The organism is Limnohabitans sp. B9-3, from assembly GCF_002778325.1.
GTDB lineage: Bacteria > Pseudomonadota > Gammaproteobacteria > Burkholderiales > Burkholderiaceae_C > Limnohabitans > Limnohabitans kasalickyi.
Genome location: NZ_NESI01000002.1, coordinates 352,093 through 364,839 on the forward strand (window position 1 = coordinate 352,093; position 12,747 = coordinate 364,839).

10 protein-coding genes are annotated in these 12,747 nt (G+C 56.2%); 6 read left to right on the forward strand and 4 right to left on the reverse strand.

The annotated features are described in order from the left end of the window. Both B9Z42_RS04530 and B9Z42_RS04535 read right to left on the reverse strand, forming a co-directional pair. Positions 1 to 975, reverse strand: a complete 975-nt coding sequence (locus B9Z42_RS04530) for a tripartite tricarboxylate transporter substrate binding protein (protein ID WP_100132147.1) — start codon at positions 973 to 975, stop codon at positions 1 to 3. Positions 976 to 1,016: 41 nt separating this feature from the next. After that, complete coding sequence (locus tag B9Z42_RS04535; RefSeq protein WP_100132148.1) at positions 1,017 to 2,177, reverse strand: acyl-CoA dehydrogenase family protein; 1,161 nt, start codon at positions 2,175 to 2,177, stop codon at positions 1,017 to 1,019. A 98-nt stretch (positions 2,178 to 2,275) separates the two neighbouring features. Between B9Z42_RS04535 and B9Z42_RS04540 the strand changes: the two genes are divergently transcribed. Genes B9Z42_RS04540 through B9Z42_RS04550 form a run of 3 tightly spaced genes read left to right on the forward strand, consistent with a single transcriptional unit; the run spans position 2,276 to position 5,395 of the window. Beyond that, positions 2,276 to 3,100 (forward strand): IclR family transcriptional regulator, encoded by an 825-nt coding sequence (locus B9Z42_RS04540; RefSeq protein WP_100132149.1) that lies wholly within the window; start codon positions 2,276 to 2,278, stop codon positions 3,098 to 3,100. A gap of 31 nt (positions 3,101 to 3,131) precedes the next feature. Further along, complete coding sequence (locus tag B9Z42_RS04545; protein WP_100132150.1) at positions 3,132 to 4,091, forward strand: tripartite tricarboxylate transporter substrate binding protein; 960 nt, start codon at positions 3,132 to 3,134, stop codon at positions 4,089 to 4,091. Further along, complete coding sequence (locus B9Z42_RS04550; RefSeq protein ID WP_100132151.1) at positions 4,088 to 5,395, forward strand: DUF1254 domain-containing protein; 1,308 nt, start codon at positions 4,088 to 4,090, stop codon at positions 5,393 to 5,395. Before B9Z42_RS04545 ends, B9Z42_RS04550 begins: the two co-directional genes overlap by 4 nt. Here B9Z42_RS04550 and B9Z42_RS04555 read toward each other — a convergent pair. Beyond that, entirely contained in the window at positions 5,346 to 6,104 is a 759-nt protein-coding gene (locus tag B9Z42_RS04555) for a tRNA-uridine aminocarboxypropyltransferase (protein ID WP_100132152.1), read from the reverse strand. The two genes, B9Z42_RS04550 and B9Z42_RS04555, sit on opposite strands and share 50 nt — an antisense overlap. A 118-nt stretch (positions 6,105 to 6,222) precedes the next feature. Here B9Z42_RS04555 and B9Z42_RS04560 point away from each other — a divergent pair, with 118 nt between their 5' ends. The 3 genes from B9Z42_RS04560 to B9Z42_RS04570 all read left to right on the forward strand — a co-directional run bounded on the left by B9Z42_RS04560 (position 6,223) and on the right by B9Z42_RS04570 (position 8,974). After that, the gene (locus tag B9Z42_RS04560; protein ID WP_100132153.1) at positions 6,223 to 7,329 is read left to right on the forward strand and encodes an aromatic ring-hydroxylating dioxygenase subunit alpha; all 1,107 of its coding nucleotides are present in this window, start codon (positions 6,223 to 6,225) and stop codon (positions 7,327 to 7,329) included. A gap of 80 nt (positions 7,330 to 7,409) precedes the next feature. Next, positions 7,410 to 8,258, forward strand: coding sequence for a response regulator (locus B9Z42_RS04565; protein WP_100132154.1), 849 nt, complete (start codon positions 7,410 to 7,412; stop codon positions 8,256 to 8,258). Positions 8,259 to 8,299: 41 nt separating this feature from the next. Next, complete coding sequence (locus tag B9Z42_RS04570) at positions 8,300 to 8,974, forward strand: Crp/Fnr family transcriptional regulator (RefSeq protein WP_233203524.1); 675 nt, start codon at positions 8,300 to 8,302, stop codon at positions 8,972 to 8,974. A gap of 10 nt (positions 8,975 to 8,984) precedes the next feature. Here the strand turns inward: B9Z42_RS04570 and B9Z42_RS16400 are convergent, their stop codons facing one another. Further along, positions 8,985 to 12,458 (reverse strand): PAS domain S-box protein, encoded by a 3,474-nt coding sequence (locus B9Z42_RS16400; protein WP_143474037.1) that lies wholly within the window; start codon positions 12,456 to 12,458, stop codon positions 8,985 to 8,987. Between the last annotated feature and the right edge of the window lie 289 nt (positions 12,459 to 12,747).

The following is a 12,747-nucleotide window of genomic DNA, read 5'->3' on the forward strand; positions in this document are numbered from 1 at the left end:
TCAATTGCCTGACAAGTTGAGTTTGCCCAGCATGGGGTCCCAAGCCTTGCGGTCTTGACGCAAACGTTCATCGAATGCCGATGCTGCAGAGGGCAAGGGTGTGGCGCCCAACTGCTGCAGTTTGTCTTTGAGTGCAGGCGAGCTCATGGCTTTGGTCAAGGCCTGGTTCAAGGTTTTGATGATCTCTGGCGGTGTGCCCTTGGGCGCAACGAGGCCCATCCATAACCCCGCCTCAAGGCCCGAAATGCCCAGTTCGGCAAACGTCGGCACATCGGGCACGGCTGAGGACCGCGTCTTGCCTGTTTGTGCCAAGATGCGAATTTGCCCACTGTTCATATAGGGCAAGGTGCCACCCAAGTTGTTGCACATGGTTGGGATGTGCCCACCCATCAAGTCGGCCACTGCCGGCGCATTGCCCTTGTAAGGCACATGTTCCAGTTGGGTGCCGGTCTGGAAATTCACCATCTCGCACACCAGATGCGAAGGCGTGGCCACGCCAGCGGATGCAAAGTTAATGCTTTTAGGTTTGGCTTTTTCGGCCTTGATCAAGTCATCGAGTTTTTTGTAGGGTGTGGTTGCATTGACTGCGATCACGTTGGGCAAGTCGGCCACCAGCCCGATGTTGGCGAAATCGTCCACAGGATGAAAACGCAGATTTTTGTGCACATAGGGCAAGAAGACATTGGTCAGTCCCGCCATCAGCAAGGTGTAACCATCTGCCGGCGCTTTGGCCACCAACTCCGAGCCGAGCAAACTGCCGGCACCAGCTTTGTTGTCCACCACCACGGTTTGTTTGAGTACAGCCCCCAGTTCGACGACCAAAGCTCGAGTGACCAAATCCGTGCTGCCTCCGGCAGGAAAAGGCACGACCACTTTGATGGTTTGGCTCGGATAGTCCGCTGCCTGCACCGATAAAGCACACAGACTGAACCCCAGCAAAGCTGGAATCTGGCGCATGTAAAAACGATGATTCATGGTGTCTCCAAAATAAAATCTAGAAATGCAATGGCTTTGCTTTAGGCCGCACTGTGCTCACGCAGCACATGCTTGGCAATGTTGATCTGGTGGATTTGACTGGTACCTTCATACAACCTGAACAATCGCACATCGCGGTAATAACGTTCAATAGGGCTGAAGTCAGCCACATAGCCAGCCCCCCCGAACATCTGCACACAGCGGTCAGCCACGCGACCACACATCTCAGAGGCAAAGTATTTGCACATCGATGCGGTCAGTGCCACATCTTCGCCACGATCGCGAGCACGGGCGGCTTCCAGAATCATGGACTGCGCGGCATAAATCTCGGTCTGGCTGTCGGCCACCATGGCTTGCAGCAATTGAAAGTTGCCCACCGGCTGGCCAAATTGCTGTCTTTGTTGGGTGTGCTCAATCGCCAGGTCCAGCATACGGATGGCAGGTCCAGTGCACAAGGCAGACAAGTGCAAGCGTTGTTTGTTGAGTACCTTCATGATGGTCTTGAAGCCCACGCCTTCTTGGCCACCAATCAGGTTGTCAACAGGAATGCGGCAATCTTCAAAGTACACATCGGACACCGGTGAGCCAGCTTGGCCCATTTTTTTGTACGCCGTGCCAGTACGTAAACCCGGCGTGCCACGCGTCACAATGAAAGCCGACAAGCCAGAACTCCCCTTGCTGTTTGGCTCTGTACGGGCCACCACAGTGAACACATCGGCAATCGGAGCATTGGTGATGTAGCACTTGCGGCCATTCAAAACATAGTGGTCACCTTCTAGGCGTGCCGTGGTCTGCACATTGGACGCTTCAGAGCCCGCATCGGGTTCGGTTAAGGCCAAGCAACCGGTCAATTCGCCAGTGGCCATACGTGGCAGCCAGCGCTGCTTTTGCACGTCAGTGCCATCTGCCACCAAAGCCTCTGAGCCAATGCCGGTGTTGGTGCCTACCCGGGCTCGCAAGGCCACGGAGGCCTGAGAAAGCTCAAATGCCGCCAGAATCAGCTCTTCGGTGCTCAGGCCCAAGCCGCCATACGCCTCGGGAATGCTCCAGCCAAAAAAACCGCGTTCACGCAGTTCTTGGACGATGTCATCAGGGACATGGTCAAGTTGCTCAACCGTGTTTTCCAATGGATGCCAGCGCTCACGCACAAATGCACGAACCTCGGCCAGAAGTGTTTGTAGTTTTTCAGGGTGTCGAATCATGCTTGCAATGGTGCGCGATTGTGCTTAAGGTGTGAACGTCTGTTTCAAATATTGAAACAACTATCGTTCACTTTCTCCACGACAGCCATCATTCATCCATGCGCGCCCACTCAGCACCTCAACACCTTCGTGACCAAAGCGAATTGCAACAGCTGCGCGAAGACAACCCCAGCTTTGCCGGAACTCTGGCCAAGGGCATGATGATTTTGCAGTGCTTTGTCAGCGACCCCCGACCGCACGCCAACAGCGAATTGGCCAAACGACTGGGTATCCCGCGCCCCACAATTTCTAGACTGTGCCGCACGTTGCAAGCCATGGGCTATCTGGACCATGACGAAAGGCTTGATCGCTATTTCATTGGTCCTGCCATCGTGTCTTTGGGCTACCCTTATCTGATCAGCACGCCTCTGTTGACCCAATTACGGCCGGCGATGCAGGCCATGGCCACCCAGATGAGGGGTGCCGTGTCGATGGGGGTGGCCATGGACCTGGACGTGGTCTACCTAGACTCGTGCACCCATGAACACGGCACCTTGAAGCGTCCTGCCGTAGGCGCCGTGCGTGGCATTGTGGAAACAGCAATGGGCCGCGCCCTTTTGGCTTCGCTGGAAGAGGGCGCACGCAAGGAAACGTTGGAGCGCATACAAATTCAAAGACCCAATGACCACCAACGCTGCTTGGCGGGTGTGGAAGAAAGCTTGATGAATTACCGAAAGCGGGGCTTTGCCATCAATCTGGGCGATGCCGGTTTGGGCGTTTTGGCCGTTGGCGTGGCATCGCGCATCCGTTACGGATCGCGGCAGCTGCTTTTCAATTGCGCTGTACCCGGTTACCGCGTGAAACCGCAAGAATTACTCAAAACCATCGGCCCACGACTGACCGACATGGTGCGCATGGCCGACGCCCAATCAGGACTGCGCTGAAACCTTTATTCAACAACGACAAGGAGACCTCATGAAACGCAGAACTTTTCATCTGAGCACATTCGCTTTGTGGGCCCAATCGACAGGCTGGGCGTGGGCCGATGAGTCTTATCCTTCAAAGCCGGTCAAAGTCATCGTCCCCTACCCAGCTGGCGGTGTCGTCGACTTGCAAACCCGTGCCATGACCCAAGGCCTGTCAACCGAACTGGGCCAGCCCGTGTTGGTGGACTCTCGGCCAGGCGCCAATGGCAACATCGCTGCAGAGGCCGTGGCCCGTTCTCCGGCCGATGGCTACACCTTGCTGGTCTCCGCCCCTTATCTGATCAACAACCCCCTGAACGAAAACAACCTGCGCTGGGCCCCAAAAGACTTTGTTCCCTTGGCGCGTTTTTCGGTGTCGCCCAGTTTCATGTGTGTGCCGACTGCCTCACCCGCCCGCACGGTTCGAGACTATGTCGACATGGCGCGACGCGCCAAACCCATGCTGCAATTCGGCGATCCCGGCAGCGGCACCACACAAACCATGTCGGTTCAAATCCTCAAATCGACAGCAGGCATTGAGATCGAAGGTATTGCCTATAAAGGGGCACCACCTTTGGCGATCGACCTGATCAACAACGCGTTTTCCATGTCGGTCCTGCCATCCAGTGTGGCCTATCCACACATCAAATCCGGCAAGTTGCGGGCGCTGGCCACCACCAGCTCGGCCCGATATGCGCTATTGCCCGATGTGCCCACCATTGCCGAGGCTGGCTATCCAGAAGCCACTGTTCTTTCTTGGTATGGCATACACGTACCGGCCAACACACCTGTGGCGGTGATGCGCAAACTGGAAGCTGCCATCAAAGCCGCTGTGCAAAAGGCAGATACGCAAAACCAGTTGGTGAGCGCTGGCGGAGAAGCCGCGTATTTGGGCACAGACGATTTCAACCGATTCGTGGTCAGTGATGGCCAAATGTGGGAACGTATTAACCGGATGTTGCGCAAATGATCGACATGCAATCCCTGGCGCGGCGAGCCATTGTTTATGCGCTACCTGTTTACGAAATGGCGCGCATGCGCTCGTCCAGTACGTTGCGCAAGACATCCCACGGAGACTTTGCGGATGCGCAGGGCGGCCCGGAGTCTTTACGCCGCTGGATCAACTTGTTTTCGCATTCGCGCAGGCTGCTCAACGCCAGTGACCGGCGTGTGGTCACCCCCAACAACGACACGCTGTACACCAACGCTTGGCTGGACCTGAGCGACGGACCCTTGCTGATCCATACGCCAGACACCGGCTCACGCTATTACGTGTTGGGCTTGATTGACATGTACACCAACCCCTTCGCGCACCTGGGCACGCGCACCACAGGTCATAAAGCGCAGACCTTTTGGGTGCATGGCCCCCAATGGCAAGGTCAGGTTCCTGAAGGCTGCATTCCCGTGGCTTGCCCAACTCACAGTGTTTGGGTGCTGGGCCGCATTTTGGCCCATGCCGATGAAGACATGGCCCCCTTGCACGCTCTGCAAGACGCCTTTGTCATCCGTAAACCAGACGGTCAGCCCGCACAGCGGGTCTACGAATGTAGCGTGCAGCCGCAGGCGCTGCCCAACGATGCCGCTACCTTTGTGCGTGTGGTCAACCATGAAATGGCGATCAACCCACCTCCCCATGCCGATGCAGCTGAACTGCAAGCTTGGGCTGCGCTGGGAATAGGCCCGGGCTTAGAGGCGCCTAGCGACTTAGGCTTGCTGCAGCAAGCACTCACCGAGACGCTTCAAGAACTCGACACGCCCACTGAGGCTGACCTGCAAGGGGGATGGAAAGCCGCCGTCGAGGTCATAGACAATTTCAACGGCGACTGGCTCACCCGAGCCCGAGTCGCGCGCGCTTACATTGGCATTCTGGGCGCGCAGGAGGTCCTTTACTTGTTGGCTTTTCGTGACAGCACGGGTCAAGTCCTGAGCGGTCAGCGCAACTACACATTACGCTTTCCGCCCGGGGGCTTGCCGCAAGTGGATGCCTTCTGGTCGCTCAGCCTGTATCGGAAAGCTGATTACTTGTTTTATGACCACCCCGAGCAACGTTTTGCCATAGGTGACCGCACTGAAGGACTCAGCTATGACGCGGATGGTGGGCTCACACTTGTCATCGGTCACGTACCACCGACACAACCCACCAACTGGCTACCCGCGCCGGCCGAGGCGTTTTATTTGGCGTTGCGGCTGTACCTACCCCAAGAAGTGCATCAAATTAAACAATTCAAATACCCCGAAATTGAACCTGTTCCTTCGCAAGTGATCGGTGCGTGATCAGTTGTTGCAACTTGACGTGCACCGCGTCCATCAAATCCACAGGCCGTTGTTGCTTGGCCAGAAGATAGCGCGTGGTGTAGACGTCGAGGTAGGCGTCTAGCGTTTGCGAGGCTTGGGTGTCATTGGCCAAGTCTAGGCACATGGCCCCCACTTCTGCGGTGCAAAAGTGGGCTTCGGTTTGTGAGCGGCGTAGCTGATAGCGCGAGAGCTGGTCGGGGTGCAGGCTGAGCACGGGGAAGCGGTCGAGGTAGGGGCTTTTGCGAAACATCTTGCGCGCTTCGTCCCAGGTGCCGTCGAGCAAGATGAAAAGCGGGCGCTTCGTTGTGTCGTGCGTCACTTCGTTCACCACACGCTCAGCATCGGCGAACGCGCTAGGAAACACCACGAAGGGTTGCCATTGCGGGTCGCTCAGCAGCGCCAACAGCGCGGGGTCGATCTCGGTGCGGGCCCAGCCAAACGCGAACGTATCGGCCACCACGTCGGCAATCAACCAACCTGTGTTGCTGGGTTTGAGGGGCTCAATGTCGGCCATCAGCAAGCACATGCCAGAACGGGTAGGCACGTTGGGGCGCAGGGCACACATGCAATGGCTGGGGACGAGTCTGCAGCCTGCACACCGCTCGCCTTTGGGGCCGCCGCGGGCTAAAAAAGGTTTGGCGCTACGGGCAAGACGGGCAGAGCGGAGGCGGGCGACGGCATGGGGCATGCAGTAGCTTACGCGACAAAGGTTCGGCTTTGATCGAGGTGTGTGGCGGGTGGTGAGGCGTTCTGCGTCAACCTGCCCCCTAGAATGTTTTTCATCACACCTTTCAGGATATGTGGCGATGACACTTCCAGCAGCCTCCGTGATTGCCGCCACCCAAGCGGCTTCTTCCAAGATGGCCGATCGGCACACCCCGTTCATTTTTGACGATTGGTATGTAGCCGCATTTGCGGACGAGGTCGGCAAGCAACTCTTGCCCCGAACCTTGTTAGGCCTAGGCATCGTGATGTACCGCAGTGCTGACGGCCGAGTGGTGGCCATGCAAGACCGTTGTCCGCACCGCTCCATGCCATTGTCTGCCGGCCAATTGCAAGACGACCACATCGTTTGTGCCTATCACGGCATGAAGTTCAACCGAGAGGGCGATTGCGTCCATGTGCCATCTCAAGCCACTTGTCCGCGCGCCATGGGCGTGCGCACTTTCGCCACCCTAGAACGTGGCCCTTTGATTTGGATTTGGATGGGCGACGCAGCCAGCGTCGATGAAAGCCGCTTGCCACCACAGCCTTGGCTGACCTCAGGCGGTTGGGAAACTTCTCAAGGCTATTTGCACCTCAAAGCCAGCTATGTCCGCCTGCATGAAAACTTGTTGGACTTGACGCATTTGAGCTTCCTGCATGCCAAAAGCTTTGGCACCCCCGATTACGCCAGCGCCGCGTATGAAACCGAAATTGGCGAGGGCCAATTTGCCGTCATGCGCAACGTGGTGCCCACCACTTTGCCGCCTGTTTGGGCTGAGCCCACAGGACTCAAGGGCGAGGGGCAGGCGGCGCGTATTGTGCGTTCACAGTTTCGCAGCCCAGCCATGCATGAGGTGTCGGTGTCGTTTTACGACTGCACCTTGCCAGAAGCGGGCCGCGACACCTTCCGCATTCGCACGGCCCATTTGCCCACGCCCGAGACGGCCACCAGCACGCATTACTTTGTGGTGCACGGCCGGGACTTCGCACAGAACGACAAAGCGATGACGCAATTCATGCACGCGCAACTCTTTGTGGTGTTCAACGAAGACGTGACGGGCTTGGCTCTGCAAGAAGAGGTGTTGGCCCGCACGCCCGCGAATGACTTGTATGAGTTTTCAGTGGCGGCCGATGGCCCGTCGGTGGCCATGCGGCGCTACCTGCTGGAGCGGGCAACGAAGCGAGGGACTATAGTGACCGATAACTGACTCAGTAGACGTCAGTCAAAAACCCTTCTTCTAAAAATTCGATCGGCGTTAAAACGGCACGACAAACCGGAGCCCAACGCATGATTCACGCCGACGACATCTTTCTGGCCAACATTCTGATCGTGGACGATCAAGCGTCCAACATTGAGTTGCTCCAAGAGCTACTGGCAACCAGTGGCTACAGTAATGTGCACGCGACCGATAAGCCCGAGGAGGTGTGTGCACTGCATCGCAAGAACAGCTTTGACTTGATCCTCCTGGACTTACAAATGCCAGTGATGGACGGTTTTGCGGTGATGGAAGGGCTCAAAACCAACACCATCGACGATTACCTGCCCGTGATCGTTTTAACGGCGCAACCCGGTCACAAGCTGCGAGCCCTGCAAGCGGGCGCCAAAGATTTCATCAGCAAGCCCTTTGATCTGGCCGAGGTCAAGACCCGGATTTACAACATGCTGGAAGTGCGCCTGCTCTACAAAAAGCTGGCTGAATTCAACCGCGTGTTGGAACAGACGGTGCAAGAGCGCACTGCTGAATTGCGCGAAAGCGAAGCCCGTTACCGCAGCCTCACCGAATTGGCCTCAGACTGGTATTGGGAGCAAGACGAACACGGTCAGTTCACCAAGGTCTCAGGCCCCGTGCTGGAGATGTTGGGCATACAAGTTTCTGAGTTTGACAAACCCGATGCCAAAACCACCGCGGGTTGGAATGAGCTTGAGCGCGCCGAGTTGCGCGAAAGCATTGCCGAGCGCCGGCCGTTTTTGGACTTTGTTTTTCACCGCGTTAACAGCAATGGCTCACGCCAGCAATTTCGCGTGAGCGGCGAGCCCATGTTCAACCAGAGTTGCCGCTTCTTGGGTTACCGAGGCATTGGCGTCGAGATTTTCGACAACAGTTTGTCGCCTGTACCTTCGTTAGAAGCGTTATAAAGCAAGTTCAGAGCCCTGGCCAGAATCGGATTCTGGCCGCCTTGCCGCACCCCGAATTTGATGTCCTAACCCCACACCTTGAGCTGGTGGTCATGCCCTTGGGACAAATGCTCTACGAGCCTGGCTTGCCCCAGCGCCATGCCTACTTTCCCACCACGGCGATTGCGTCACTGCACTTTGTGACCGAGTCCGGCAGCTCTTGCGAAGCTGCTGGTGTTGGAAACGAAGGCATGGTGGGCATCTCGATCTTCATGGGGGGGCACACGACGTCCAGTTCTGCCGTGGTGCAAACAGCGGGACACGGTTACAAAATCGCATTCGGTCAGCTCAACGAGGCGTTCAATCGCTCAGGCAAGTTGCAATCTCTCTTGCTTCGCTACACCCAAGCGTTGATGACGCAAATCGCGCAAACTGCGGTTTGCAACCGTTACCACAGCATCGATCAGCAGTTGTGCCGCTGGCTGCTGCTTACCACGGACCGGCTGCCGGATCGCGAGCTGGTGATGACGCAGGAACTGGTGTCCAACTTGCTCGGTGTGCGCCGCGAAAGCGTGACCGAATCTGCAGGCCAGTTACAAACCGCTGGCTACATTCGTTACCGGCGTGGCCACATCACGGTGCTCAACCGTGCGGGCCTGGAGCGCAACACCTGCGAATGCTATGGCGTTGTCAAGAAAGAGTTGGGCCGTTTGCAAAATGACGCGCTTTACCGTTGAGGCCGGTGGATCAAACAGGGGGTTTGCCTGCCTCGGTAATTTCTAGTGCTGCATTCAGGGCCAACAACAACTCATCGACCTGGATGGGTTTGGTGAGGTAACGCAGAAAGCCTGCTTTGAGGCCTCTTTTGACATCGCTTTCCATGGCATTGGCACTGAGGGCCAGCACGGGTATGTGGGCCGTCAGCGCATCTTCGCGCAGCATCTTCAAGACCTCATAACCATTGATGCCTGGCAGGTTGATGTCCAGCAAAATCACGTCAGGTAAATCAGAGCGGGCAATATCAAAGCCCGAAAGCCCGTTGTTGCTGATCCGCAGATCGAACTCGGGTTGGCGTCCGATGATCTCTTGCATCAGCTGCATATTGGCAGGGTTGTCTTCCACATACAGCAGGGTGTGCGCTCGGTTTGCCCGTTGGACGACCGGCAAGTTCAAGTCCAGATCGTGGCGTTGTTGAGGCACCTGTGGGCCGTCTACGGTGTCGAGTTCAACCCAGAACACGCTGCCTTCACCCACCTTGCTCTGCACGCCGATGGTGCCCCCCATCAGTTCCACCAATTGCTTGGCCACCATCAGGCCAATGCCTGTGCCCTCCACACCACTGGACTCCTGCCCCAGCCTGTTGAAGGCTTGGAACAATTGCGCTTGCTGGTCCAAGCTCAAACCCATCCCGTTGTCCTGAATACTGACGCGCACACGGTCATTTACCAGTAACGTGCAAAGCACGTTCACCGAGCCCTGCGGCCTGTTGTATTTGATGGCATTGGTCAGTAAGTTGATCAACACCTGCTTCAGGCGAGTGCTGTCTGCATGCACAAACAGCGCTATATCGATCGATGGCACATGGATGGCAATGCCCAGTTGTTGCGCCTGCGTTTCAAGCATGCCCAGACATTCGCCCACCATTTTTCCCAAGTTCACCGGCTCCATGGAATAGGTCACCTGTCGCGATTCAATTTTGGTCAACTCCAAAATTTCGTTGATCAGGTTGAGCAGGTGCCAACCGGCGCGAATGATTTGTGAAATACGTCTTTGTTGTTGGTCTGTGGGTGCGGGGGACTCCGACGCCATCAACTGAGCGAAGCCTAAAATTGCATTGAGCGGACTGCGCAACTCATGGCTCATGCTCGAGAGAAAGTCAGACTTGGCTGAGTTGGCCTTGTCTGCCAGCGTGCGGGCTGCCTCTAGCTCCAAGTTTTTGTCTTCCAGCACCCCGTCAAGGCGCTTGCGCTCGTTGACATCACGCGCCGCGGCGAACACCCCTTGCAGGTTACGGTTGCGGTCATAAAAAGTGGTGGCGTTGAAGGAGACCACCGTTTCCAGACCTTCCAAGGTGCGCGCGGTCAACTCATAGTTGATGACCTTTTTTTCATTCAACACCAGGTCGATCGCAGCTTTGGCGTGCTCGGGGTCTGTGAAGTATTTTTTGAACGGTGCGCCAATCAGCTCATCTCGTGTGCAGGAGGTGAGCAACTCCATTTGTTTGTTGACGTCGGTGATGATGCCGGACGGATCGGTGGTGATGAGCGCATCGATATTCGCCTCAATCAGCGAGCGCGTGTAAAACTGTTGGTCGCGCAAACGCTGGTCTAGTTTCTTGCGCTCTTCTTCAATCTGCCGCCTGACCGTGTTGTCGGTTCCGATCAGCAGGTAGCCGATGATGGTGTCGTGCGCATCACGCAAGGCGGTGACAGAGAACAGTGCTGGAAAGCGGCTGTGGTCCTTGCGGATGTAAGTCAACTCGTAGATATCTTCAATGTCCCGCGAGGCCTTGAACACCAGCGCCTCAAACCCGGGTTTGATGGGGGTCTTCTGTTCTAGGCTGAGGCTTTTGGCACGGGCAATGAGCTCTGCGGCGTCTGAAATGTCTGCCGGGGTGATCTTGTTGATCACCTCTAGTGCGGTGTAGCCCAGCATGCGTTCGGCGCCCACATTGAAAATCTGAATCACCCCTTGGGCATCGGTTGCAATGCTGGAGAAGTTGGCACTTTCAAAGATTGCCTTTTGCAGGGCACTCCCCTTGAGCACCGCTTCTTCAGCTTGTTTGCGTTCGGTGCGGTCACGAAGAACGCCGGTGTAATGCCGTTCGTTACCCAGCCACATTTCATTGAGCGTGATTTCCAAGCTGAATTGACTGCCATCTTTGCGATGTCCTTGCACCTCGGAGACCGAAATCGCAGCAGATGCGTGCGCCAAGGGGGACAACGTGGGAATCAAAAGTCGGATGTCCTGACCCACGATCTCTGACCCTGCGTAGCCAAACATCTTTGTCATCGCTGGATTGACGGTCTCGACCAAAAAGTCGTTGCCGTGAAGGGTGAGTACGCCGTCTGCCACGCTGTTGAGGATGGTCTGCATCAGCACCGCATTGCTACGGGCACTTTCTTGCGACGCATACGCTTGTGTCACATTTCGAAACACCAGCACCGCGCCAATGACTTGACCGTCTCGCGTCAGGATGGGTGCACAGCTGTCCGCAATATCGTATTCACTGCCGTCCCTTGACAGCAGCATGGTTTGGTTGGCCAGGGCCTGACCCGACCCGTTTTGCAGAGCGGCCATGACCGGATTGGGAACTCCTTCGCGGGTGCTTTTGTTGACGATTCGCAACACGTCGTCGATGCGGCGGCCACGCGCTTGCTCTAGCGTCAAACCCGTGAGCCTGAGTGCCATGGGGTTGATGCCTGTGACCTGAGCGAGAGCGTTGGTCGTGACCACGCCGTCATCGATGGAGTTGAGGGTGATGGACAGCAGCTCTTCACTGCGTTGCAAGGCCAAATTAGATGTTTGTAGCTGCGCATTCAGTTGCTGCTGCTGTTCTAAGGATTGGCGCGTCTTTTGTAACAAGACCGCGTCCTGCCGTTGCAGGCCTTGGCGATACAGGTGGTACGTAAAGCTCAAAGCAGCGATGAAGAACAGCAAACAGGCGCCTAGCATCACGTTGAAGAGCCTAAAGAGGGTCGCTTGGTAATCGACCTCATGCTGGGCGAGGGTGACTCTCTCGGCCTGAATCAAGGTTTGCACGCGAGAACGGATGTCGTCCATCAGTTGCTTGCCTTCACCCCGATTGACAAGCTTCACTGCTTGAGCATCGTTGCGGGCGCGCTTGAGCGCAATGATCTGCGCCATTTGTGCCATCTTGGTTGTCAGTGGGAGGCGCAGTTCTTGGATGGACGCTCGGCTGGCATCGGTTTGTAAAAGTTGTTCCAAGTACTGCAACCGCGACTGCATGGTGTCGCGCTCAGCAAAGTAGGGCTGCAAAAATGCCTCATTGCCCGTGATGACAAAACCACGTTCCCCAGTTTCGGCGTCTTTCAACGCTGACAAAAAGTCCTCTAATAAGTCGATCACCCGCAGGGTGTGCCTTTGCTCACTGTAGGAGGTGGCAATGTGCTGGTAAATTTTCAGACTGGCAACGATGCCCGCGAGCAAGAACAACACGCTCAGCAGCAGCATGATCCAGATTTTGTGATTGGATTTCATGCGCTTGCACGCCGGTTTGACGAATGCATCCCATGCGTAATGGCCGGCACCGCGAAAACGTTGCCGGCTGGGTAGCCATTTTTTGGGGTCACTGCTGCTTTCTGAGGTGCGCGACCTGCGCTGAGGTGCATTGCGCGGCCGGTGGTGCAAGTTGCACCGTTGCAGCAAGTCCCATCATCACATAAGTTTGAGGTTAAAACTTATCAATTTTGATGGGGCTTAGGGTGGCGACACTACGTTGCCAAACAAGCCATTGGCTGTCCATGTTGAAAATTTAGCGCTTTTGGCA